A 23,466-nucleotide genomic window follows, 5' to 3' on the forward strand; every position below is an offset into this window, starting at 1 on the left:
TCAGCCATGCTCCCGTTGCGCGGTTGTCATGTGGCATGCTGGCTGTTCAGACGGCCCGGTGCCCTGCAGGGCAACCCCTCCGCCGAGCCGCCCGGACGAAGGAGAAACACCCGTGGTCCCAGAGATCCCGGACCGTACCGACTCTCCGGACGAGTCGGCGTACCGTGCCCAGCTCAAGCCGTTCTGGGCTGAGATCACCGCTGCCCTCGCGGGCGGGATGGCCGCGTTGCCGCCGGCCCGTTCCCGCACCCAACTGGCCGTGGAGGAGAACCTGACTCCGCAGCCCATGACCGAGCTACTCGTACCGGGCAAGTACCTGCTGGAGCTCGAACAACCCGCACGCCCCGCACTATCCGCACATCCTGCACGACAGGTGCCGACCGGCCGGCTGGCTGCCGTCGCCCTCGGCGGGCTGGCCGGCATCACCCTGCTGGCGGCCGCCGTTGCCGCAGTTCGGCTCTCTCCGGAGCAGATCCTGGAGGAGCTCACGAAGCTCGGCATCATCCTCGTTCCGCTCGCGCTCGCCGGGCTGCTGCACCGTCAGCAGACCGACCAGGACACAGCGCAGGTCCGGCCCACCTAGAGCCGGATCGCCGTCGGCCGGCAACAGCCGGCCGCCGCGGCCACAGTCGAGTCCCGAGTATCGCACCGGAGGCCCGTCGGCATCGAACCGGCGGGCCTTCGTCAGGTCGGCGCGGACACCCTGCAGACCCGCCGATCACGGTCAACCGACCAGCATGATCTCGCGGACTCGTTGCCGCCCGTCGGCGCCGGTCTCGACGACGGCGAGCTTGTTGCCCTGCTCGACCTCGTCCTCGACGAACTTGAGAACAGCGATCGCCCGCCGGATGGTCTCGGTCAGCGACAGTCCCCGGCGGCCGGCCAGCGAGCGCAGCACATCGGCGACGTCGGCGGCGAGATTGACTGAGAGCCGGACGATCGCCGGCGCCTCCGCGCCGGCCGGCGGCTTGGTGATGACCTTGGTAGTTGTCATGTCGGGCGTCCTCCCATTGGGACCACAGTCCACCGATCTGTCGGTGACGGAGCGCCACACTCCGTCACCGTCTGAACACAATCTTTACCTTAGCGCAGGACTGACGCATTACATACACCTGAGACACGCCGATTCGACATCGTAATACGTCGTCTATACGCCCCATTTACGTCAATCGTGTGAGAGGATCGCAGGACGGCCGACCAACGTCTCGGTCGTGGAAGGGAGACTGGCTATGGCCGACAACGATGATCCGGACCCGTCATCTCGTGCCCTCGGTGACGGGTTGGGCGCGGCTGAGGAGCCCGCAGGTCAGAGGGCAGCCGAGGAGACGATCCGCCGTTCCCGGGACGTGGAACTCGAGCCGGTGGTGCCGGACGAGGAGGTGACGGAGGACGAGCCTCCGAAACCCTTCATCGGCAACCCCGTGCTGGAGCCGGGCGAACCGCTGCGGATGCGCGAGAAAACACGCAGCCGGCTGGCGATGCTGCTGGCCGGCCTGGTGGGGGTTGTGCTGATCGCCAACGTAGGAGCGGCTTTCAGGTTGTCACCGGTGGACTCGGTCGAGCAGCTGAAGGACTTGCTGTCGATCCTGTTGCCGGTCCTGGTCGGCACCTTGGTTGCCTACTACTTCCCCAAACAGCAGTAATCGGAGAGGAGACACCGAGGAAGGACCCGCCAGCACGAAACTGGCGGGTCCTTCGTCGTCCATCCAACTCCACTCCCGCCTCACGCACAGCTCGAATCTCGGACCACAGACACCGCCGACCGAATCGCCGCCGCCGACTACAGTGCAGGCGTGCAGTTTGTGCGGGAGTTGGGGCGGTTGTTGCGGCGGGGGGATTTCCGTCGGCTGTTTGCTGTTCGGTTGACGTCGCAGTTCGGGGACGGGGTTTTTCAGGTCGCGCTGGCGGCGTATGTGTTGTTCTCGCCGGAGCGGGCGCCGGATGCGGCGGCGATTGCCGGGTTGTTCGCGGTGGCGTTGCTGCCGTTCTCGGTGTTGGGGCCGTTCACGGGGGTGTTGCTGGATCGGTGGTCTCGGCGGCAGATCTTGTTCGGGGCGAATCTGACCCGGGCCGCGCTGGTGCTGGCGGTCGGCGGGATTGTTGCTGTGGGCAACGCTGGGGTGCCGTTCTATCTGGCGGTGCTGCTGACGCTGGGGGTCAATCGGTTCCTGCTCAGTGGGCTGTCGGCGGGGCTTCCACATGTTGTGGACAACGACGAGTTGGTGATGGCCAACGCGGTCACGCCTACGTCCGGTACTGCGTTCTTCCTGGTCGGCGGTGGTTTCGGGGCCGGTGTAAAGCTCATCTCCGACTCCGACCTGGTCGTGCTCGGTACGACGGCCGCTGTCTATCTCGCCGCCGCCTTCCTCGCCCTGCGACTCGGGCGCGGACAGCTCGGTCCGGATCTGACCGGCGAGGAGCCGGGGGTGCTCGAGGCGATCCGCGGCATCGTGGCGGGACTGATCGACGGCGGCCGGCATCTGAGGGAACGGCGGCAAGCGGCCCTCGGGCTGGCGGCGATCGGGTCGCTGCGGTTCTTCTTCGGGCTCGTCACGGTCGCGATGATCCTGCTGTACCGGAACAAGTTCTACGGTCCCGACCAGCTCGACCAGGCGTTCGGCGCCCTGGCGCTGGCAACCGGAGCGGTCGGCGCCGGACTCTTCATCGCCGCGCTCGTGACGCCTTGGGCTACAAGGGTTCTGACGTTGCGCCGGTGGATCACCGTGCTGTTCGTCGCGGCGGCTGTAGTGACGGCCGTGCCCGGCGGGCTCTATACCCAGCCCGCGATCCTGGTCTCCGGTTTCCTCACCGGCTTCTGCGCTCAAGGCGTGAAGATCAGCGTCGACACCCTCGTCCAGACGAGTGTCGACGACGTCTACCGCGGTCGGGTCTTCTCGCTCTACGACATGATCTTCAACGTCGGGCAGGTGTCCGCAGCCGCGCTCGGCGCGGTCATCCTGCCCGACGACGGGAAGTCCTACCCGGTTCTCACCTTCGTGGTGCTCGGCTTCCTGCTGACCGCCTTCCTGTACTCGCGTTCCTCCTCGACGGTCACGCACTCCCCCGCAATGCCGTGATCGGCTGAATGGCGGACGCCTTCCAGGCCGGGTAGGTGCCGGCGATCAAGCCGATCACCGCGCCGAGGAAGGGCGCTCCGAAGGTCAGCTTGTTGTCCAGGATCGGCGTCCAGTCCCGCGCGAACGAGACCCCGACAGTCAGCAACACTCCGACGGCGGTGCCCAGCAGGCCACCGAGGAAGCCGACGATCACGCTCTCCACCAGGAACTGACCGGCAACGTGTCGTCGTGCGGCGCCCAGGGCACGGCGCAGCCCGATCTCGCTCACGCGTTCCAGCACCGACAGCAGCGTCACGTTGGCGATACCGAGGCCGCCGACCAGCAGCGCCACCGCGCCCAGCAGCAGGAACAGCGCGTTCAGATTCGACTCGACGCCCTTGCGGACGCCGCCTTGCTTCGGCGGCGCGTCGACCTTGAGCGAGCTCGGGTTGTTCGGATCGATCGCGACCGGCGCCTGCTTGGCGATCAACTGTGCCGCGCCGACCGACGTACGGATCTCGACCGTCTCCGGCGCCTTCAGCTTGTACTCCGCCTTGGCCGTCCCGTTGGGCATGATCACCGAGTCGAGCAGCTCGGCCTTGCCGCTGACCGAGTCGAGGATGCCGATCACCGTGTACGCCTGGTCGCCGATGAAGACGGCCGGCTGCGAGTCGACCCGGTTGATGCCGAGCCGCTTGGCCGCGTTCTTGCCCAGTACGACGACCTTGTCCCCGCGAGCATCATGACCCGCATCGAAGAACCGCCCGGTCTTCAGCACCGAGCGAACTGCGTCGAACAGCCCACCCGACGCCGCCATCACCTGCAGGTTGAGCCCGTCCTTCTGCCCGTCCAGCCCGGCGACGCTGTGGACCGTGTCATCCCCGACATCGACGTTGCTGACCGTGCCGGCCGCGTCAACCCCGTTCAGCCGGACGATTCGCTGCGGCGCGTCCCACGGCAGCTCGGCCGCCGCTTCGTCCTGGCCGTTGCTGTCCGGACTGACGACGACCCGGGTCGCGGCTGCCAGGTCGAACAGCTGAGTGATCTGGCCCGCCGCGGTCTGCCCGAGCCCGACCGTTCCCACCAAGGCGGCGACGCCCAGGACCGTACCGAGCGTGGTCAGTACCAGGCGTGTCGGCCGAGCCGCAACACCCGCGAGCGCCTCGTCGAGCAGGTCCCGCAGTGCGGGACCGCTCTTGCGCCGGGGACTTCCGGGACGAGACGGCCGTTGGTCGTCTCGTCGCGCTCCGGCGACTCGCCGCACCACGCCCGCCAGCGCAAGCCGCCCCGGCTTGCGCTGGCGGTGTGACGTGGACGGCCCGCCGGCGGGATCCGGGAGGCCTGCTTGAGGATTCACGCTCGGCGTCTGCTGGGCTGCTGACGCATCGGCCGAGCGGGTTCGGCCGGTTGTCGGCGTCTTGATGCGCCGCCAGCTCACCATTGCAGCGTCCCGTCGACGATCCGGACCCGTCGCTGGGCGCGTTCGCTGACGTGGTCGTCGTGGGTGATGACCGCGAGCGTCATGCCTTCGTGGTGGAGTTCGTCGAACACCTCGAGGATCGCCTCCGCGTTGGCACTGTCCAGGTTTCCGGTCGGTTCGTCGGCGAGCAGCAGACTCGGCTCGGCCACCAGCGCCCGGGCGATCGCGACCCGCTGCCGCTCGCCACCCGACAGTGTCGTCGGTCCGAACTCCATCCGGTGTGCCAGCCCGACCCGTTCCAGGGCGACTCGTGCACGCGCCATCCGCTCCTTCCGGGGCACCCCGACGTACACCATCGAGAGTGCGACGTTCTCCAGCACGGTCCGGTGGTCGAGCAGATGGAACGACTGGAACACGAACCCGATCCGCTCACCCCGCAGTACTGCCCGGCGCCGTTCCCGCAGACTCATCGTGTCGACGCCGTCCAGCCGGTAGACGCCACCGGTCGGGTTGTCGAGCAGCCCGAGCAGATGCAGCAGCGTCGACTTGCCGGACCCAGACGGGCCGACGATCGAGAGGTACTCGCCTTCGCGGATGGTCAGGTCGATCTCGCGGATCGCCTGGACCTCGGGCGGACCGGGAAAGAACCGCCGGACGCCGATCATCTCGACGACGGGTGCCGGCAAGGCCACGGCTGTCGCGGTCATTTGCCGACCACCACTTGGTCGCCCTCGGCCAGCTTGGCGTCGCCGGTCGCGCTCACCTGGGCAAATCCGTCGGCCGACAGTCCGACCTTGACCGGCACCAGCTCGACCTTGCCGTCGCGCAGTACCTCGACCCGCGAGCTGCCGTCCGAGCCTGCCGAGAGCGCGGCCAGCGGCACGGTCAGCACCTTGCCGTTGGTGCTCTTGAGCGGGATCGTCACCTTCACGTTCGCGTCCCGCAGCCGGTTGAGCTGGGCCGCGGTGAGCGACTTCGGCGAGATCACCACGCTGTACTCGTCCCCGCTGCCCGTGATCCGGACGATGGTCGCCTTGATGATCGTGCCGTCGCCGATGTCGAAGCTGGCCGGCATCCCCGCCTTCAGCCGCTCCTTGGTCTCCGCGTCCACCTTGACGCTGACCACCAGCGAGGCGCCGCTGGCCGACATCACCACGCCGTTGACCGTTCCGCCCCGCTCGACCTTCACCTCGTCGACCCGGCGCGGCAGTGACTTCACGTAGACGATCTCCGACACCGGCACCGGCGTACCGGCCTTGAACTCGGCCTCATTCTTGGCCTCGACCGCGTCGGCCAGGTTCTCCTCCGCGTCGTCGACCGCGCCCTGCTGCACGGTGGTGTCCGCCTTGCCCGGGCCGGCCTTGGCCTGCTTGAGCGCCAGCTTCGCCTGCCGCAGCGCATTCTTCATCGCGTCGACGGTCTTGTCGGCGGCATCCACGGCCTGCTTCAACTGCTCGTCCGGCTCCGGGGCGTCGTACCCGGCCGCCTCGTAGAGCTTCTCCACCGCGTGCGACGTGTCAGCCGTGTACAACGTGTCGACCTTGCCCGGGTCGAAACCGAGCTTCTCCAGCGTCTGCTCGAGCTGCAACACGTCCGGCCCCTTCGAGCCGGGGGCCAACGCCCGGTACATCGGCAGTACGCCGGGAAGCCCGATGACTGGCCGACCCGCTATCTCCAAAAGCGCCTTGCCCGCCTGGAGCGTCGAACCCACCTTCGGAACCTTGCCCGTCACCACGGCCGGCGTCTGGAGCCCGCTCGTCTCGACCCGGATGTTCACCGCTCCGTCGAACGAGGTGTCCCCGCGTCCGACCACCTTGCTGGACAACGCCTTCAGCTCCACCGGCACGGTGATCTGGGAGGCCTTCGGCGCTGCCGTCTTGGCCGCCGCGTCCTCCGGCGACATCAACCGGCTGCCGGCGGCGACGCCCACCCCGAGCGAGAGCGTCGCCACCGCGGAGACTCCGACCAGGACCCGGCGGCGCGACTTGGGTGAGGCGGTCACCGCTCCGACACCGAGTCGCGGTACGCCTCGAGCTGGGTCTTGTTCGCCGCGACGAACTCCTTCTCCAGCTCGTACTGCGCCAACTTGGCGGGCTCGTCGTAGACCTTCTTCTTGCAGCCCTGGTCCGCCTTGGCCAGCTCGATCTCCTCCTTGCGCAGGTCGGCCAGCTGGGCGGCCGGGACCTTGTCGAGCGACGGTGCCTGGAACACGGTCACGTTGCCCTTGTCGTCGCCGCCGGCACTGGTCGGGCCGCCGTTCTTCTTCGCGCCGGTGAGCTTGTCGAGCTTGTCGCTGATCGAGGACCGCGGGTCGTCGAGCTTCTTGAAGCCGCTGTGCCCGGCATCGGCCAGGCAGTCGGCCCAGGCGGCGGTCGCGTCGATCACCCGCTGGTCGGCCTCGAACCTCTTCCGCAGCGCCTCGAGATCCTTGAACAGCGAGTCGAACTTGGCGAAGTCGGCCTGATGCTCGTCGGCCTTGCCGTAGACCTCCTCGGCGGCCTTGCCCCGGCAGCCGGTGTCCATCGGCTTGCCCTTGCCGCCGGCCGGCTGCGCGGCGATCATCCCGCCGTTGCCGCTGATGGCGAGCTGCCCGTTCAGTGCCTTGTCGTAAGCCTTCTGCGCGTTCGGCGACAGCGCCTTGCGGATCTTGGCGTTCGGGTCGTCCTTGTCGGCGTCGTCCGGCTTGCCCCAGTCGATGGTGCTGACGCCGTAGCCGTACTGCTCGGCAAACTTGTCCGGCGGCAGGCTGAAGGCCTCGTCGAACTTGCCCTTGCCCTTCTGCTCCGGCGGCACCACCACGTAGTCGAAACCGGCCGTCTTCATGCAGGTGGCGGTCGACTCCTCGATCTTGCGCTGCTTGGCCAGCTGCTCCTCCGACGACTCGTTCGGGCCGCCGATGGACCGGGTGGCGACCATCCCGCCACTGGAGTTGTTGATGTAACCGTCGCCCATGTACTCCGCGAGCGGGCTCTTGTCGTCGCCGTTCTTCACCGGTTCCTTGTCGGCTGCCGAGCTGCCCGCTCCACAGCCGGCAAGTGCCAGGACGGCCACCAGGGAGAGCGCTATGCGTGAGTTCTTCATGCCGTGGAGCGTGCCGGGAACGCCGTGAAGAACCTGTGAAGGACCGATCAGCACCCGATGCTCTCAGCCGATCTTCATCGAAATCTCATGAAGATCAGTCACTCTCGGAGTGCCCCGACCCGGGGGAACGTCGAGTGCTGGAGGTGTCCAGGTGAGTGCATCGCAAGGCGGAAGAGCTGACACGATGTGGTTCTATCGTGTCTGCTCTTCCAACGCGGCGAGGTGCTCGCCTGGGCGCCTCCAGTGCCGACGTTCCCCCGGGTCGGGGCACTGATGCCAGCCCGGATTCTTGTCGCCGAAGACGATCTCAAGCAGGCGGAGCTGATCCGGCGCTACCTCGAGCGGGAGGGCCACCTGACCGTGGTCGTGCACGACGGGCGGGCCGCGATCGACGAGGCCCGCCGGCGCAGCCCCGACCTGCTCGTGCTGGACGTGATGATGCCCAAGGTCGACGGTCTGGACGTCTGCCGGGTGCTGCGCGCCGATGCCGCCGGCAACGGTGACGTGCCGATCATCATGCTGACCGCCCGGTCCACCGAGGACGATCTGCTGCTCGGCCTCGACCTGGGCGCGGACGACTACCTGACCAAGCCGTACAACCCGCGCGAGCTGGTGGCCCGGGTCCGGACCGTACTGCGGCGCACGCGGATCCGCTCGGAGGGAGAGGTCTATCGGGTCGGCGGGCTGGAGATCGACCCGGTGCGGCACGAAGTACGGCTGGACGACGAGCTGGTCGAGGTCACCCCGGCCGAGTTCAAGATCCTCGCCTGCCTGGCCGCCTCCCCCGGCCGGGCGTTCTCCCGGCAGCAGTTGCTGGAGCACGCGTTCGGCTTCGACCACTACGTGTTCGACCGGACGATCGACGTCCACGTGATGAATCTGCGCAAGAAGATCGAGCGGGCGCCGGCGATCCCGGCGTACCTGAAGACCGTGTACGGCGTGGGCTACAAGCTCGCCGACAAGGTGGTGACCACCGATGCGTCGTAGCGTCCTGCTGAGATTCCTCGGGCTCTCGCTCGCCGTCGCGCTCGGTGCCGTCATCGCGACCGCCGTGATCGCCACCTACAGCACCTCGGAGAAGCTCCAGGGCGAGCTGGATCAGAACACGTCGCAGCTCCAGGTCGACGGCGACATCTACAGCCAGCTCAGCACGTACGCCGTCGACAACGCGACCTGGTCGGGCGTCGACAGGCTGGTCTCCTCGCTGTCCGACCGGACCGGGCGGCGGATCGCGCTCACCAAACCCGACGGTACGGTGCTCGCCGACTCGGCCCGGATGCTCGGCGCCGGCCCTGACCTCCCTTCGGTGCCCGCGGCAACCATCGACGTGAGCAGGCAGCCTGGTGTGTCGATGTGGAGCACGGCCGGCGTGCCCGCGACCGCCGCCACGTCAGCACCGCGCGGCGTGATGTATCGGGCGGCCACAGCCGTCGCGTTCGGCAGCCAGGCGCCGGGCGCGCCGGACTGGGGCCTGACGGACGCGGAGAAGCACGAGCGCGAGCGACTCACGGACCAGGCGGCCTCGTGCATGCAGGCGCGCGGCACCGATGTCACCAAGACCGAGCCGGCCGCCGGCGGCTATCCGGGGTTGATCGTCCAGTCGGGGCAGACCTCCGACGGCGCCACCGTGAAGCAGTTCCAGGATCCGGCCACGCTTGCGAACGACCCGTGCGTACCACCAGGACTTTACGCGCCGAGCGCGAAGGCCAAGACGGTCAACGTCGACGAGATCCAGCGTGCTGAGCGCTGCCTGGACTCCGCCGGTCAGACCTACGACCTGGGCACGAACTCAGCGGACGGGCTGCTGTCGGTAGTACCGGTGGACAGTCAGTCCCCGATGTCCGAGGCTTTCGCGAGCTGCGTCGACACGGCTCGGACCGAGGCGCTCGCGCCGTACGTCGCGCCCGAGGCCAAGCTCTACCTCGGGGCCAAGAGCACCTTCAACGTCTTCTCCGGCGAGGGCCTGGCCCGTACTGCGGCCACCGCGCTTGGTGTACTGCTGATAGCGGCCCTCGTGATGGTGTTCGCCGGCCGCCGGCTGGTCCGGCCGATCCTGGCTCTCACCGGCGCGGCCCAGCGGATGACGAACGGCGACCACGCCGCCCGGGTACCGGTCACCGGGCGGGACGAGGTGGCTCGGCTCGGGCACGCGTTCAACGCGATGGCGGAGTCGATCCAGCATCACGATCACCAGCGCAAGGCGATGGTCAGCGATGTCGCCCACGAGCTGCGGACGCCACTGGCCAACATCAAGGGCTATCTGGTCGCCTCCGAGGACGGGGTCGTACCGCTCGATCGTGAGCTGGTCACCTCGCTGCTGGAGGAAGCCGGGCTGCTCGAGCGGCTGGTCGCGGATCTGCAGGACCTCGCGCTGGCCGATGCGGGCAAGCTTCGCATCCATCCTGAGCTGAAGGACCTGTCCGAGCTGGCCCAGCAGGTGGTGTCGGCGCATCGGCCCGCGGCTGAGGCAGCCCAGGTCACGCTGACGGCCGAGGTCGACGGGCCGGCACCGGCGGTTGTGGACAACGCGCGGATCCGGCAAGCGCTGGGCAACCTGGTCGCCAACGCGATCCGGTTCACGCCCAGCGGCGGGCGGGTGATGGTCGGCGTACGGCGGGCCGGCAACGGCTACAACCTGACGGTCGCGGACAACGGGACGGGGATCTCGGAGCAACACCTGCCTTATCTGTTCGACCGGTTCTACCGGGCTGAGCAGTCGCGAAGCCGATCGACCGGCGGCAGCGGGCTCGGCCTGGCCATCACCAAGCACCTCGTCGAGGCGCACCACGGCACGATCGCGGCCACCAGCCGGGTCGGACATGGATCGACTTTCACCATCCACCTACCGGCTCGGTAATTAGACTGCGGGGATGGCGAGGAGTCGGAAGGCTCGGGTGGCCGACGTGCACGCGGTCGCGGCGGGGATGCCGCATGTGACCGTGGTACAGGGCGGTGGGGAGAACCCGGTGTACCAGGTCGGCGGCAAGTCGTTCGTGTTCTTCCGGACGCCGCGGCCGGACGCGTTCGATCCGGAGACGGGCGAACGGTACGACGACGTGATCGTGTTCTGGGTGCCGGCCGAGGAGGACAAGCTCGCGCTGGTGGCGGACGAGAGCAACCCGTTCTTCACCACCCCGCACTTCGATGGGCATCTGTCCGTGCTGGTCCGGGGCAGCCGGCTGGGCGAACTCACCGTGCAGGAGCTGACCGAGGTGATCCAGGACGCCTGGCTCTCCCGCGCCTCCAAGCGCCGCGCCGCCACCTGGCTCGAAGAACATCGGCTGGCATAGACCCCTCTCCTGCAAAACTACGAAGCGTGAGCTCACCGCAGGGATACGGACCACCTCCGAAGCGGAGCAACACCGGGGCGATCATCGGGGTCGTGGCTGCTGTCGTCCTGGTGTTGATGACGATCGGCGGCCTGATCGTGATCATGCAAGGTGAAGGCGAAGGCCCGACGCCGTCCGAGCCCAAAGCGCAGTCGAACCGGCAGCCCGGTCAAGGAGCGCCGACCAACGGGTCGGCAGCTAGTACGCCGGCCGCGGGCGCGCCGCGGTTGACCGAGGCGACGGCCTTGGCCGGCAAGTTCGTCGGCTTGCTGAGCGTGAACAAGCAGAAGGAGGCCGCCGCGCTCGGCTGTGAAGGCTCGAAGCAACTGCTGCCCACCTCGATCATGCTGATCGTCGACGAGCAGACCAAGCTCAAGCTCAGCGGCACGACGACCGTCGAAGAACCCGGCACGAGCGCCTACCCGATGCGGATGGATCTTGTCCCGATCAGCGGCAAGACCCGCTTCGGGCCGATGAGCGGCTTCGTACGGATCCAGGACGTCCCGGGTGAGCCGCTGTGCGTGCGGATCTTCCAGCTGAAGTGACTCAGCCGGCCAGCAGCGCGTCGATCAGACCGTAGGCGGCCACACCGAGCAGGCCGAGTGGGATCAGCAGCAGGAACCCGGTCACCCGATCGCGGCTGCTGTGGGCCAGCGACAGCGGCGCGAGGATCGCCGCGATCAGCTCGAGCCGGCCGGACGCATGCTTGTTCTCCACCCGCCAGAGAAAATAGATGCCCTCGGCAAGCAGTACCGCACTCAGCAACGCCACCGCGACAACCGACCGGCTGAGGTGCCACAACCGCGCCTCGGCCCGATCCGACTCGCCCCCGCTGCTCAACCAGGTCCCCGTACTACGCACCGCGCCATCCTCACTCCACCAACTCCCAGCGACCCCGAAGACGGGTCCCCCCACGAGCGCGGCGAGCACCCAGACCGCCATGGTCGACGCCGAGCTGCTGACCCCTTCGATGACGCGGGCCGATACGTAGTACCCGGTCAGAGCACCGAACAAGGTGATGAATCCGAGCAGCGCCGACCACCCTGTCGGCAAGCGCCAAGCGGCGGTGACCATGAAGGCGACGATCACCCAGACGACACCCGAGTTGGCCAGGGTGTTCCAGTTGCCGGGCAGTTCACCCTGCAGGTACTGGGTGAGGAATCCCAGCGCGACCCCGACCACCAGCGCACCGGCCACGGCCCTGACTGTTCGTGAGGGATCGGTCACCGGACCAGTCTGCTGCACGGCGAGGGGCAAGCACCGTCGGGACGCGCGAACAACTGGCGGTCCGGATGGACCTCTCGCTGCCACACTTGGCTCGTGAGCTACCCACCGCCGCCCGGTCCGCAGGGTCCGCCCCAGAATCCAGCCGGCCAGAGTCCAGCCGGGCAGAATCCCATCGGCCAGAACCCGGGCTGGCAGCAACCGACGTACCAGCCGCAGGGCGGCAACTGGGCAGCTCCGCCATACGGCACCCCGCCGCCGAAGAACCGGGCCGGCCTGATCATCTTCCTGATCGTGGTGCTGGTGGCCGTGATCCTCGGCATCGTCGGGTTCGTGACCTATCGCCTGACCTCAGGCGGCAGCGACGGCGGTTCGGCGCCGGTCCCGCCGCCGGTGAGCACCAAGGCGACCACCGCACCCCCGAAGCTGCCGACCAAACCTGCGCCCAGCAAGGCCGTGCCCAGCAGACCGGTGCCGGCCAAGACCGCGCCGAGCAAGCCCCTGGCGACCGAGCCGGCGTCCGGTACGAAGCAGGCCGCGTTCGAGCTGGCCGGACGGTTCGCGGCCGCGCTCAACGCGGACGACACCGCGGCCGCGGTCGCACTGACCTGTCGGGTGACGCAGGAGATCGTCCCGGCCCTGATCTCCAACTGGATCAAGCCGCCGACGAAGCTCACCGTCACCAACGCGGTGGTCGGGCAGGATCCCTTCGCGGTTCCGATCTCCGGCACCACGAACGGTCAACGGATGGGCGGCCTGGTGATCGTCCAAAACTCCTGCGTCCAGGTCTTCAACCTCGAGCGGTCTTGACCTACGGCGCGAGGGAACGAGCAGTCTCCAGCAAGTCGGCGCCGGTCGGCAGGGTGGCGAGGATCGGGGTGTCGAGCCCGTTGGCAACGTACTCGTTGATCTGGGCCCGGCAGTCGGCGGCCGACCCGTGCACGACCAAGTCGTCGATCACCTCGATCGGCACGGCGGCCATCGCGGCGTTCCGGTCGCCGGCCGCCCAGGCGTCGCGCATCGTCTTCATCGCCTCGCCGCGACCGAGCCAGTCGTGGAAGGCGGCGTACCCGGGAACGGTCAAATAGGTCGCGATCAGGAACCGGCCGATGTTGCGAGCCATCTCGGCATCCTCGGTGACACACACGAAGATCCGCGCGGCCAACTCCTTCTCGTCGCCGAGCTCGGCACGTACCTGCCGAACATCCGCCGCCGAGAGCCAGTTGGTGATCGCGCCGTCCGCCTCCCGCGCGGCCAGCTTGAGCATCTGCGGCCGGAGCGCGGCGAGCATGATGGCGGGCGGTACGTCGGGCGCCTTCTCGAGCCGGAACCGCTTGATCGTGAAGCTGTCGAACTCGCCGTCGACCTTCTCCCCGGCGAACGCCTGGCGCAGGAACCGCAGTACGTCGCGAGTACGAGCGAGCGGCGGGTCGTACGCGATCCCGTTCCAGCCGGTGACGATCGTCTCCGACGAAGCCCCGATCCCCAGCACGAACCGCCCGGGCGCGAGATCGGCCAACGCGGCCGCACTCATCGCGAGCGCCGCCGGACCACGCGTGTGAACCGGTACTACGGCCGTCCCCAACCGCAGTTGCTCCTCCCACTCCGACGCAAGTACCAGCGGGGTGAACGCATCGGCGCCAGCCACCTCGGCCGACCACAGGTCCGTGTACCCCAACGAAGCCAGCTCGGTGATCAGCGGCTTGTGATCCCGGATCGGTACTCCGGTCAGCGGAACGGTCAGACCCCAGCGCATCAGATCATCCTCTTCACGAGCGGCAGCGGAGCGTACTTGAGAACCCTTGCCAACAGCACCCAAGGCCTGGCCGGCACGTACGCCGTCGCCTTCTCCGCCTCGATCGCCGCCACTATCGCCCGGACGCCAGGCACGGTCTGGACCACAAACGGCATCTTGGCGGCGTTCGGGTTCAGCTCGGACATGATGTAGCCGGGCAGGATCGTGCTCACCTGGATCGGCTTGCCCAGCTGCTCGAGCCGCAGCCCTTCGGCGAGCGTCGTCATGCCGGCCTTGGTCGCGGAGTAGGTGGTCATCGCGTTCGGCGTCCCGCGCACCGCCGCCACCGAGGAGATGAAGACCAGGTGGCCGGCGTTCCTGGCCCGGAAGAGCTCCATCGCGGCCTCGGCCTGGGCCAGCGCGGCGACGAAGTTCGTCTGCGCGGTGATCAGATTCGCGTCGAACCGGCCGGTGCCGAGCGGCGCGCCCTTGCCGATCCCGGCGTTCACGATGATCCGGTCCAGGGTGAGCTCGGCATCGATCGCGCGGAACGTCCCGAAGACCGCATCGTGGTCGTTCACGTCGAGGGTGCGGACCAGGATCTTCAGCTGGGGATGCTTGGTGGTCAGCTCGGTCTGCAGTGCCTTCAGCCGGTCCTCACGCCGGGCGGTCAGCGCGAGGTTGTGGCCCTTGGCGGCAAACTGCCGGGCCATCTCCTCGCCCAGCCCCGAGCTCGCCCCGGTGATCAGGATGTTGCGTCGCATCAGGTCGCCCTATCTGTAGGAGAGCAGTTCGGTGCCGTCGAGGTGGCCGTGCTCGTTGTAGCTCACCAGGGTGAGTCCGCTGCGGCCGACGGTGAGCTTGGTGATCGCGGTGTTGACGGTGACCGGGTTGAGCTTGAGCCAGAGGTCGTCGGTGCCGTTGAGGAGGCGGCTGGTGACGGCGGCGATCGGACCGCCGGAGGTGAAGACGACGGCGGTCTCGCCTTTGCCGAGGCGGGTCGCAGTACGGCGTACCGCGTCCTCTGACCTTTGGCAGAAGGCCTGGAAGGACTCCGGATAGTCGTCGCCGTCCGTCTCGACCCAGCGTTGGGTCGCCGCGGTGAACATCTCCTGGAAAGCCCTGGCTGGGTGACCGCTGCGGGCGAGGTCGGCCAGCAGGACCGCGCGGCGTTTGTAGGCAGGCTTGTACGCGACGATCACGTGGTCGTGGTCGAACTCGTTGAGGCCTTCGTCGATCTCGGCCGGTACTTCGATGCCCGCTGTCTTGAGGGCGATCTCGACGGTCTGCGCGTGCCGTCGCATCGCGCCCATGACGACGAGGGCCGGCTTGATACCGCGTTCGGCGAGCGCCTTGCCCAGTACCGCGGCCTGCTGCTCGCCCTGCGGAGAGAGCCGGTCGTAGTCGCTGCGCCCGAACGACGCCTGCGCGTGCCGGATCAGGTAGATTGCCGGCATTCAGCGGCTCATGATCTTGCGACAGCGCCGCTCGAGCAGATTGACCGGCAGCCAGAGATTCTTGAACCTCGGGTTGCGGGTTTGCTTGTGGTGGTACCGGTAGTAGATCTGCTGCGCGATCACCGCGAGCCGGAACAGCCCGAACACCTCGTAGAAGGCCCAGTTGGACACGTCGAGGCCGGTCTTCTCGTAGTAGTACCGAACGATCTCGTCCCGCCCGATCATCCCCGGCACGTCCGACGGCTGCAGCCTGAACCGTCTGAAAGCCCAGTCGTCATCAGCCTGCACCCAGTAGGCGAGCGCCGATCCCAGATCCATCAACGGATCCCCCAACGTCGCCAGTTCCCAGTCCAGCACCCCAACGATCTTCAGCGGATCGTCCGGCGCCAACACCACGTTGTCGAGCCGGAAGTCGTTGTGGATCACGCAAGTCCTGACATCAGCCGGCCTGTTCGCCTCGAGCCACGCCATCACCTTCTCGAAGCTAGGCACATTCCACGTCTTGACCTTCCGATACCGCCCACTCCACCCACTCACCTGCCGCTCGACAAACCCCTCACCCTTCCCGAGGTCCCCGAGCCCAGCCTTCTCCGCATCCACCTGATGAAGGTCGACGAGAGTATCGATCAGCTTGTACCCAAGCTGCCGCGCCTGCTCCGGCGTCAGCTCGACCCCCAACTCGGACCGCCGCGGGATGATGCCGTCGATCCGCTCCATCACGTAGAACTCGGACCCGATCAGTTCCGGATTGTTGCTATAAGCAACCATGCGTGGGACGTACGGGTAGACCGGCTCCAGCTGCTGCTGGATCCGATACTCGCGGCCCATGTCGTGCGCGCCCTTGGCCTTGGTACCGGCCGGCGGACGCCGCAGGATGAGGTCACGACCGGGGTACCGCAGCAGGTAAGTGAGGTTCGACGCGCCACCCGAGAACTGCCGGACCTCGGGCAGCCCGGCCGGCAGCGTCGTCTGCTCCCGGAGCCAGGTGTCGACCGCGGTGATGTCGAAGGCGTCCTCGGTACGGACCGGGCGCGCGCCGTCGACCGCGGTCCGGTCTGCCGGCATCAGTGGTCTCCGCTGCCTGCCTCGACCCGGGTGCGGGCCCGGGCGGCCATCTTGCGCATCTGCCGGTCGTAGAGCGGGCGGGCGAACCGCTTGACCCGCCAAGCCAGCAGGGCCGGCCGGTCGGGGATGATCAGGAACTGCTGCTTCTTGATCCCGGCGATCACCTTGGCCGCGATGTCGTCCGCGGTTCGCGGCGACTTCTCGATCAGCTTGCGCGCGGTCGCGCCCATCTCGGTGTCGTCGCCCTGGATGGAGTCGCCGAGGTTGGTCCGGAAGAAGGACGGGCAGACGACAGACAGCGTCACGCCGTACGGGTGCAATTCGTGCGAGAGCGTCTCCGACAACGCCACCACGCCGGCCTTCACGGTGTTGTAGGAGCTCATGTACGGCGGGTGCACGAGCCCGGCGGCCGAAGCGGTGTTGACGATGTGGCCGGAGCGCTGGCGCTTGAAGAGCGGGGTGAAGGCGCGGCAGCCACGCACGACCCCCATCAGGTTGATGTCGACGACGCGGTCCCACTCGTCCAGCGACTCGACATCGATCCGCCCGCCGGTCGCGATCCCGGCGTTGTTCACCAGGATGTCGAGCCCGCCCCAGTTCTCCTCACACCACGCGACCGCCTTGTCCCAGTCACCCGCGTCCCGCACATTCAGCTGCCGGTACTCCGCGCCTACCGGCGGCGTCGACTCCGCCGCCACGTCGGTACTGAGAACTTGGTGGCCGTCAGCAACAAACCGGGCAACCAGCGCCGCCCCGAGTCCACTGGCCCCACCGGTGACGAGAACCCTGCTCATTCGGACTCCTTGTACTTCGCCAGCTCGATCTTCGCGACCACTCCACGATGCACCTCGTCCGGCCCGTCGGCCAGTCGCAGTGCTCTTGCACTCGTCCATGCGGCCGCCAACGGGAAGTCATCGGACAGCCCACCGCCACCGTGCAGCTGGATCGCCATGTCGATCACGTCCTGCGCCATCCGCGGTACCGCGACCTTGATCTGGCTGACCTCGCTCAACGCGCCGGCCAGCCCCTTCGTGTCCAGCAGGTACGCCGTCTGCAGCACCAGCAGCCGGGCCTGGTTGATCGCGATCCGCGCGTCGGCGATCCGCTCGCGGTTGCCGCCGAGGTTGACCAGCGGCTTCCCGAACGCGGTCCGGCTGGTGCCGCGCACGATGGCAAGCTCAAGCGCCTTCTCCGCCAGCCCGATCAGCCGCATGCAGTGGTGCACGCGACCTGGACCGAGCCGGCCCTGGGCGATCTCGAACGCGCGACCTGGACCGACCAGGATGTTGGACGCGGGCACCCGGACGTCGGTGAACGAGACCTCGCCATGGCCGTGCGGTTCGTCGTACCGGCTCATGGCGGGGAGCAGGCGCTCGACCTTCACGCCGCGGGCGTCGCGCGGTACGAGGACCATCGTGTGGCGGGCGTACCGGTGGGCGTCGGGATCGGTGAGGCCCATGAAGATGAGCAGTTGGCAGTCGGGGTGGCCGACGCCCGTGCTCCACCATTTGCGGCCGTTGAGGACGACCTGGTCGCCGTCGAGGATCGCGGTGGCGGCCATGTTCGTCGCGTCGGACGAGGCGACGTCGGGCTCGGTCATGCAGAACGCGGACCGGATCGTGCCGTCGAGCAACGGCTCCAACCACTGCTGCTTCTGCGCGGCAGTGCCGTACCGGAGCAGGACCTCCATGTTGCCGGTGTCGGGGGCGTTGCAGTTGAACACGTACGGCGCGATGAACGAGCGGCCGGTCAACTCCGCGATCGGGGCGTAGTCGAGGTTGCTCAATCCTTCGCCGTACTGCTCGTTGCCGGGCTCGGCGGGTGGCAGGAAAAGATTCCACAGACCCTGCTTGCGGGCCTTCGCCTGCAGCTCCTTGAACCCGGGCTGCGGCTGCCACGGATCCCCGGCGGCCTTGGTCGCGGCATGCAGCTCGGCCTCGACCGGCTCGATCTCGGTCCGGATGAACCCGTCGACCTGCCCGATCAACTCCTGCGCCCTCGCGGACGGTTCGAACCCCATCACGTCTCCTCGCTCGGCTCCCTTGACGGTAGCGCACTTACTGAGCAATGCTCAATAGCGTGCCGGCCGAAGAGGAGCTCCACGCTGAAGCGTCGCTGGAGGACAGCGAGGCAGGTGCGCAGGGCGGCGTCGAGGCGTCGGAGGGGCGGCGTCGGCGATTGAGTGCGGAGGATCGGCGGAAGCAGTTGGTTGGGATCGGGCTGATGATGCTGCGGACCCAGCCGATCCATGAGCTGTCGATCGACGCGGTCGCGGCCGAGGCGGGGATCTCTCGCGGGCTGCTGTTCCACTACTTCCCGACCAAGCGCGACTTCTACGTCGAGGTGATGAGCGCCGCCGGCCGCCGCCTGCTCCGAGTCACCAAGCCCGACCCCGACCTGCCGGCCGACGAGCAACTCCGCCAGATGCTCTTGTCGTTCGTAGCGTTCGTCACCCGCCGCCGCGACTCCTACATCTCCTTCGTCCGCGGCGCCGCCGGCGGCGACAACTTCGTCGTCGAGGTCTACGCCGCAACCCGAGCCGGCCTCACCACCCGAGTCCTCACCCTCCTGGGCCAACCCGACGCCACCGCCCCCGCCTCCCCCCTCCGCCTGACCGTCCACGCCTGGCTCGCCTACGTAGAAGACCTGACCATCGAATGGTCCGGCCTCCCCGAACCCGACCGCCCCACCACCCCAGACGCCCTAGTCACCCACTTCATCACCGCCCTCCAAGCACTCCGCGCCCTGTAACCCCTGCTCCGGACCGCCACACGATGCGGACTTTGCGCGTTAGGGCGGTGGGGATGTGGAGTCGCGGATGACTAGTTCGGTGGCTAGTTCTACGTGGAGGGCTTCTACCTCGTGGCGGTCCAGGAGGCGGGTTAGGAGGCTTACTGCCATTCGGCCCATTTCCTGGAGGGGTTGGCGGACCGTGGTCAGGCGTGGGGTGGTGGAGCGGCTGATGTCTATGTCGTCGAAGCCGGCGATGGAGAGGTCGGTGGGGACGGACAGGCCTCGGGTGGCGGCGGCTTGGAGGGCGCCTACTGCTGCTTTGTCGTTGAAGGCGATCAGCGCGGTCGGGCGGTCGGGGAGGTCCAGGAGTTGGCCGGCGGCTCGGTGGCCGTGTTCGGTGGTGGGTTGGATCGGGCGGACGAGTGCGGGATCGGGGAGGATGCCGGCGTCGGCGAGGGCGGCGGCGTGGCCGCTTAGGCGGGCGTCGGAGGCCAGCCACTCGCTGGGGCCGCCGATGACGCCGATCCGCGTATGGCCCAACGACAACAGGTGAGCGGTGACCTGCCGCGCGCCGGCGAAATGGGCTGCGGAGACGGCAGCGATGTCGCGCGGCAGCGGAGTACGGGGATCGACGACGACGAACGGGAAGCGGCGCGCCCGGAGCTGGATCAGCTCACCGCTGGTCTCCGGCGGCAGGATCAGGATCGCCCCGGCGAGGTCGCGCTGCGCGGGCAGCTTGGTGAGGACCTGGTCGTGCTGGGTCGCCTCACCCGCGTTGAGAACCAGCCGCCGCCCATGCCGATCCAGCGTCTCCGCGATCGACGAGACGATCAGCCCGAAGTAGTCGGTCAGCACATACGGACACCGCAGATACACCGCCCCACCGACCGGCTTCGGCGACCCACCCCGCGGATTCGGCGCCCGTACGCCGAGCCGCTCCACCGCCCGCTCGACCAGTTCACGGGTGGCCGGCGCGACGTTCCCCTGCTGATTGAGCACCCGCGAAACCGTCGCGATCGAAACCCCGGTCTCGGCCGCGATGTCCCGGACCGTGGCCCTACCCAGCATTTGTTACATCACCTTGTTTCACACTCAGCACGGTAGCCGATCTTGACAGTGCTCGCCCAGCGTCGTTTCCTGAGGCGCAGATGTTGCGTTCTTGTTTCATTTGTTACATCGGGGTTGACCTGAGGAGAACGATGAAGAGACCTGCGATCGGCGCCGTCGTGGCCGGCTCCGCCCTACTACTCAGCGGGATGACGGCCGGCGCCCAGGCGGTCGAGCTGCCCACCGCCCAGAACACCAAGAGCACCAGCAAAGCGAGCGTCTGGGTCACCACCCCCGACCGCGCCGAGCTGCTGCACCAGCGCCCGGACGTCGCGTTCGCCAAGGGCCAGAGCGCGCAGACGACCATCACGGTCGACCCGAGCACGAAGTACCAGACGATGGACGGCTTCGGCGCCTCGATCACCGACTCGTCGGCGGCGGTGCTCTACCGGCTGACGCCGGCGGTGCGCGACCAGACGATGCGCTCGCTGTTCGACCGCGAGCAGGGCATCGGCGTGAGCTTCCTGCGCCAGGTGGTCGGCTCGTCCGACTTCACCGCGGCGCCACAGCACTACACCTACGACGACGTACCGGCCGGGCAGACCGACTTCGCGCTGCGGCACTTCAGCATCGCGCACGACCGGGCGCAGATCCTGCCCCTGCTGCGCCGGGCCAAGCAGCTCAACCCGTCGCTGAAGGTGATGGCCACGCCGTGGAGTCCGCCCGCTTGGATGAAGACCGGCGACTCGCTGGTCGGTGGCCGGCTCAAGGACGACCCCGCGGTCTACAACGCCTACGCGCGCTACCTGGTGAAGTTCGTGAAGGCGTACGAGGCAGCCGGCGTACCGGTGGACTTCCTCTCGATCCAGAACGAGCCGCAGAACCGCAAGCCCAGCGGCTACCCGGGTACGGACATGCCGGTCCGCCAGGAGGCCGCGGTAATCGAGCAGCTCGGCCCGCTGCTGCGTGCGTACAGCCCTCGAACCAAGATCCTCGGCTACGACCACAACTGGACCACGCATCCCGGCGACGTGAACAGCACCCCGCCCGGCGAGGACCCGGAGACCGACTACCCGTACCAGCTGCTCGACAGCCCGGCAGGCAAGTGGCTGGCCGGTACTGCGTACCACTGCTACTCCGGCAACCCGAGCAACCAGAGCGCACTGCACCAGGCCTTCCCCGACAAGGGCATCTGGTTCACCGAGTGCTCCGGCTCGCACGGCGCCAACGACACGCCGCCGCAGATCTTCCGCGGCACGCTGACCTGGCATGCCCGCACGCTGATGCTCGGTACGACCCGCAACTGGGCCAAGTCGGTGGTGAACTGGAACATCGCGCTGGACGACAAGGGCGGCCCGTACAACGGTGGTTGTACCACCTGTACCGGACTCGTCACCGTGCAACCGGACGGCACCGTCACCACCGACGCGGAGTACTACACGATCGGTCACCTGTCGAAGTTCGTGCGGACCGGTGCTGTGCGGATCGCCAGTACGTCGTACGGCACGACCGGCTGGAACGGCCAGCTCATGTCGTCGGCCTTCCGCAACCCGGACGGCTCGACCGCGCTGGTCGTGCACAACGAGAACGACGACCCGCGGACCTTCGCGGTCGCGGTCGGCGACGAGTCCTTCGAATACACGCTGCCGGGTGGCGCGATCGGCACCTTCGTCTGGCAGCGCTCGCCGAAGGCTGCTTTGACTCCGGTGTCGTTGGCGGGCGCGACGGCGAGCGCAGTACCGGCTGCCGATGCGGCGCCGGCGTTCGACGCCGACGGCTCCACTGTGTGGCAGTCGAAGGCAGCGCAGGCTGCAGGGCAGTACGTGCAGGTGGATCTCGGTACGGCGAAGCAGTTCCGACGGGTCGCGATTGACAGCGGCGGCAACCTCGGTGACTTCGCTGCCGCATGGCAGGTATCGACCAGCTTCGACGGCACCACGTGGCGGCCGCTGGCGTCCGGTACCGGCACTGGCCAGCTCACCAATGTCGACGTGAAGCAGACGCGCGCCCGCTTCGTCCGGATCGCCAACACCGGTACCAGCGACCACTGGTGGAGTCTCGCGGACGTCAGGCTCTACAACTGAGCCTCGATCCACAGCGCGACAGCGCCGGCCTTCTGGTTGTCCCGGGCAATGACCTGGAGACCAACCGGAAGGCCGGCGGTCTTCAGCGGGATGCTGATGGCAGGGACGTCGGCGATGTTGGCCAAGCGGATATGGCGCATCAGGGTCGCTCGGACGTCTGGTGCGTCACCGAGCAGTGGAGCGACGATGGGCACCGTAGGCACCACTACCGCGTCGACTTGCTCCAGCAACTCGGACAGCTGCGTCGCTAGCTCGGCTGCAGTTGCTCGGGCCTGGACATGACGCCAGGCCGGCACCTCTGCGGCTTCCCGCAGGCGTTGCTGGACATCTGGTTGGTATAGCCCTGTAGATCTGCCCATGTGGTTGGCAACGGCTTCTGGACCTTGCAGATCTATGCCTGTCTGCAGAGTCGTGCTCCAGTCGGGTAGCTCGACCTCTACTGTCAGCAGCTTCGCGAGAGCCTGCTCCCAAGCAGTGCTGACCTGCGCGTCATGCTCCCTGTACTCCGGGTTGGTGGGCACACCCAGACGCGGTGTGCTGATTCCAGCTGAATGGGCGGTCTCGGACAGCGCAGCGATCGCGTACACCGCGTCCCCGACCGACCTGGTCAGCACCCCCACCACGTCGAGCGTCTGCGAGAGCGGCCATACCCCGTCCATCGGCAGCGTCCCCCTGGTTGGCTTGAACCCGACTACGCCGCACAGCGCCGCAGGCGTCCGCACCGAGCCCGCCGTGTCGGTCCCGATCGCCAGTGGCACGACCCCGGCCGCTACCGCAGCAGCAGCGCCCGAGCTGGAGCCGCCGGTCATCCGCGACAGGTCATGCGGGTTGAGGCACGGCCCGGTGCGATTCGAAGTACCGGTGCAGCCGTAGGCGAACTCGTGCGAGTGGCTGAGCCCGATGACGACCGCACCGGCCGCGCGCAACCGGCGTACGACGTCGGCATCCTTAACCGCGGGCCCATCCATCGAGGCCGAGCCGCAGCGGTAGGGCAGCCCCTCGACCTCGATGATCTCCTTGACCAGCACGGGAATGCCCGCGAGTGCACCCGTCCTGCTGTGCGCAGCAGCGGCGGCCCGAGCGCCCTCGGCGTCCAGGTGGACGACAGCGTTCAGGTGGGCCGCATCAGCCGCTCGCCGCAAGGCCTGCTCGACGAGGTCGACCGGGTGGAGCTCACCTGCACGGACGGCTGCTGCTGTGGCTTCAAGGGAGGGCACTTCCAGGGACGGCACTGG

General features: G+C 68.0%; 24 protein-coding genes. 10 read left to right on the forward strand and 14 right to left on the reverse strand.

Annotated elements, in window-relative coordinates:
• Nucleotides 1-112 precede the first annotated feature (112 nt).
• A complete protein-coding gene (locus ACIA12_RS20455; protein WP_396368597.1) occupies nt 113-583 on the forward strand; it encodes a hypothetical protein in 471 nt (156 codons plus the stop codon).
• A 141-nt stretch (nt 584-724) separates the two neighbouring features.
• Here ACIA12_RS20455 and ACIA12_RS20460 read toward each other — a convergent pair whose 3' ends face one another.
• A complete protein-coding gene (locus tag ACIA12_RS20460) occupies nt 725-994 on the reverse strand; it encodes a ribbon-helix-helix protein, CopG family (protein ID WP_396368598.1) in 270 nt (89 codons plus the stop codon).
• A 235-nt stretch (nt 995-1,229) separates the two neighbouring features.
• Between ACIA12_RS20460 and ACIA12_RS20465 the strand changes: the two genes are divergently transcribed.
• Nucleotides 1,230-1,643, forward strand: coding sequence for a hypothetical protein (locus ACIA12_RS20465; protein WP_396368599.1), 414 nt, complete (start codon nt 1,230-1,232; stop codon nt 1,641-1,643).
• A gap of 150 nt (nt 1,644-1,793) precedes the next feature.
• On the forward strand, nt 1,794-3,077 hold the full coding sequence (locus ACIA12_RS20470) for an MFS transporter (protein WP_396368600.1): 1,284 nt from the start codon (nt 1,794-1,796) through the stop codon (nt 3,075-3,077).
• Here the strand turns inward: ACIA12_RS20470 and ACIA12_RS20475 are convergent.
• Genes ACIA12_RS20475 through ACIA12_RS20490 form a run of 4 tightly spaced genes read right to left on the reverse strand, consistent with a single transcriptional unit; the run spans nt 3,052 to nt 7,557 of the window.
• A complete protein-coding gene (locus ACIA12_RS20475; protein ID WP_396368601.1) occupies nt 3,052-4,494 on the reverse strand; it encodes an ABC transporter permease in 1,443 nt (480 codons plus the stop codon). The two genes, ACIA12_RS20470 and ACIA12_RS20475, sit on opposite strands and share 26 nt — an antisense overlap.
• On the reverse strand, nt 4,491-5,183 hold the full coding sequence (locus ACIA12_RS20480; protein ID WP_396368602.1) for an ABC transporter ATP-binding protein: 693 nt from the start codon (nt 5,181-5,183) through the stop codon (nt 4,491-4,493). Before ACIA12_RS20480 ends, ACIA12_RS20475 begins: the two co-directional genes overlap by 4 nt.
• Complete coding sequence (locus ACIA12_RS20485) at nt 5,180-6,478, reverse strand: peptidoglycan-binding protein (protein WP_396368603.1); 1,299 nt, start codon at nt 6,476-6,478, stop codon at nt 5,180-5,182. The genes ACIA12_RS20480 and ACIA12_RS20485 overlap by 4 nt, the downstream gene beginning before the upstream one ends.
• Complete coding sequence (locus ACIA12_RS20490; protein WP_396368604.1) at nt 6,475-7,557, reverse strand: hypothetical protein; 1,083 nt, start codon at nt 7,555-7,557, stop codon at nt 6,475-6,477. Before ACIA12_RS20490 ends, ACIA12_RS20485 begins: the two co-directional genes overlap by 4 nt.
• 273 nt (nt 7,558-7,830) lie before the next feature.
• On the opposite strand from ACIA12_RS20490, the gene ACIA12_RS20495 reads away from it, so the two are divergent.
• The 4 genes from ACIA12_RS20495 to ACIA12_RS20510 are packed head-to-tail and all read left to right on the forward strand — an operon-like array spanning nt 7,831 to nt 11,431.
• Entirely contained in the window at nt 7,831-8,544 is a 714-nt protein-coding gene (locus ACIA12_RS20495) for a response regulator transcription factor (RefSeq protein WP_396368605.1), read from the forward strand.
• On the forward strand, nt 8,534-10,414 hold the full coding sequence (locus tag ACIA12_RS20500; protein WP_396368606.1) for a sensor histidine kinase: 1,881 nt from the start codon (nt 8,534-8,536) through the stop codon (nt 10,412-10,414). The genes ACIA12_RS20495 and ACIA12_RS20500 overlap by 11 nt, the downstream gene beginning before the upstream one ends.
• A 13-nt stretch (nt 10,415-10,427) precedes the next feature.
• Nucleotides 10,428-10,847 (forward strand): MmcQ/YjbR family DNA-binding protein, encoded by a 420-nt coding sequence (locus ACIA12_RS20505; RefSeq protein WP_396368607.1) that lies wholly within the window; start codon nt 10,428-10,430, stop codon nt 10,845-10,847.
• A 26-nt stretch (nt 10,848-10,873) separates the two neighbouring features.
• Nucleotides 10,874-11,431, forward strand: coding sequence for a hypothetical protein (locus ACIA12_RS20510; protein ID WP_396368608.1), 558 nt, complete (start codon nt 10,874-10,876; stop codon nt 11,429-11,431).
• Nucleotide 11,432: 1 nt separating this feature from the next.
• Here ACIA12_RS20510 and ACIA12_RS20515 read toward each other — a convergent pair whose 3' ends face one another.
• Nucleotides 11,433-12,113 carry a DUF6518 family protein gene (locus tag ACIA12_RS20515; RefSeq protein ID WP_396368609.1) on the reverse strand — a complete coding sequence of 227 codons (681 nt, stop codon included), beginning with the start codon at nt 12,111-12,113 and terminating at the stop codon, nt 11,433-11,435.
• A gap of 93 nt (nt 12,114-12,206) precedes the next feature.
• Between ACIA12_RS20515 and ACIA12_RS20520 the strand changes: the two genes are divergently transcribed.
• Nucleotides 12,207-12,920, forward strand: coding sequence for a hypothetical protein (locus ACIA12_RS20520; protein WP_396368610.1), 714 nt, complete (start codon nt 12,207-12,209; stop codon nt 12,918-12,920).
• Between the two features lies 1 nt (nt 12,921).
• On the opposite strand, the gene ACIA12_RS20525 is transcribed toward ACIA12_RS20520, so the two are convergent.
• Genes ACIA12_RS20525 through ACIA12_RS20550 form a run of 6 tightly spaced genes read right to left on the reverse strand, consistent with a single transcriptional unit; the run spans nt 12,922 to nt 18,387 of the window.
• The gene (locus tag ACIA12_RS20525) at nt 12,922-13,866 is read right to left on the reverse strand and encodes an LLM class F420-dependent oxidoreductase (RefSeq protein WP_396368611.1); all 945 of its coding nucleotides are present in this window, start codon (nt 13,864-13,866) and stop codon (nt 12,922-12,924) included.
• Nucleotides 13,866-14,609, reverse strand: a complete 744-nt coding sequence (locus ACIA12_RS20530; protein WP_396368612.1) for an SDR family oxidoreductase — start codon at nt 14,607-14,609, stop codon at nt 13,866-13,868. Before ACIA12_RS20530 ends, ACIA12_RS20525 begins: the two co-directional genes overlap by 1 nt.
• Nucleotides 14,610-14,618: 9 nt before the next feature.
• Entirely contained in the window at nt 14,619-15,302 is a 684-nt protein-coding gene (locus ACIA12_RS20535) for a histidine phosphatase family protein (RefSeq protein WP_396368613.1), read from the reverse strand.
• Complete coding sequence (locus ACIA12_RS20540; protein WP_396368614.1) at nt 15,303-16,367, reverse strand: phosphotransferase family protein; 1,065 nt, start codon at nt 16,365-16,367, stop codon at nt 15,303-15,305.
• Nucleotides 16,367-17,161 (reverse strand): SDR family NAD(P)-dependent oxidoreductase, encoded by a 795-nt coding sequence (locus ACIA12_RS20545; protein WP_396368616.1) that lies wholly within the window; start codon nt 17,159-17,161, stop codon nt 16,367-16,369. Before ACIA12_RS20545 ends, ACIA12_RS20540 begins: the two co-directional genes overlap by 1 nt.
• Nucleotides 17,158-18,387 carry an acyl-CoA dehydrogenase family protein gene (locus ACIA12_RS20550; RefSeq protein ID WP_396368617.1) on the reverse strand — a complete coding sequence of 410 codons (1,230 nt, stop codon included), beginning with the start codon at nt 18,385-18,387 and terminating at the stop codon, nt 17,158-17,160. Before ACIA12_RS20550 ends, ACIA12_RS20545 begins: the two co-directional genes overlap by 4 nt.
• 59 nt (nt 18,388-18,446) lie before the next feature.
• On the opposite strand from ACIA12_RS20550, the gene ACIA12_RS20555 reads away from it, so the two are divergent.
• Nucleotides 18,447-19,118 (forward strand): TetR/AcrR family transcriptional regulator, encoded by a 672-nt coding sequence (locus ACIA12_RS20555; protein WP_396368618.1) that lies wholly within the window; start codon nt 18,447-18,449, stop codon nt 19,116-19,118.
• A 39-nt stretch (nt 19,119-19,157) separates the two neighbouring features.
• Here the strand turns inward: ACIA12_RS20555 and ACIA12_RS20560 are convergent, their stop codons facing one another.
• Entirely contained in the window at nt 19,158-20,168 is a 1,011-nt protein-coding gene (locus tag ACIA12_RS20560; protein ID WP_396368619.1) for a LacI family DNA-binding transcriptional regulator, read from the reverse strand.
• Nucleotides 20,169-20,299: 131 nt separating this feature from the next.
• Between ACIA12_RS20560 and ACIA12_RS20565 the strand changes: the two genes are divergently transcribed.
• Nucleotides 20,300-22,231, forward strand: a complete 1,932-nt coding sequence (locus ACIA12_RS20565; protein ID WP_396368620.1) for a glycoside hydrolase family 30 beta sandwich domain-containing protein — start codon at nt 20,300-20,302, stop codon at nt 22,229-22,231.
• On the opposite strand, the gene ACIA12_RS20570 is transcribed toward ACIA12_RS20565, so the two are convergent.
• Nucleotides 22,222-23,463, reverse strand: a complete 1,242-nt coding sequence (locus tag ACIA12_RS20570; RefSeq protein ID WP_396368621.1) for an amidase — start codon at nt 23,461-23,463, stop codon at nt 22,222-22,224. The genes ACIA12_RS20565 and ACIA12_RS20570 overlap by 10 nt on opposite strands.
• Between the last annotated feature and the right edge of the window lie 3 nt (nt 23,464-23,466).

Source organism: Kribbella sp. NPDC051620 (assembly GCF_044453825.1).
Classification (GTDB): domain Bacteria; phylum Actinomycetota; class Actinomycetes; order Propionibacteriales; family Kribbellaceae; genus Kribbella.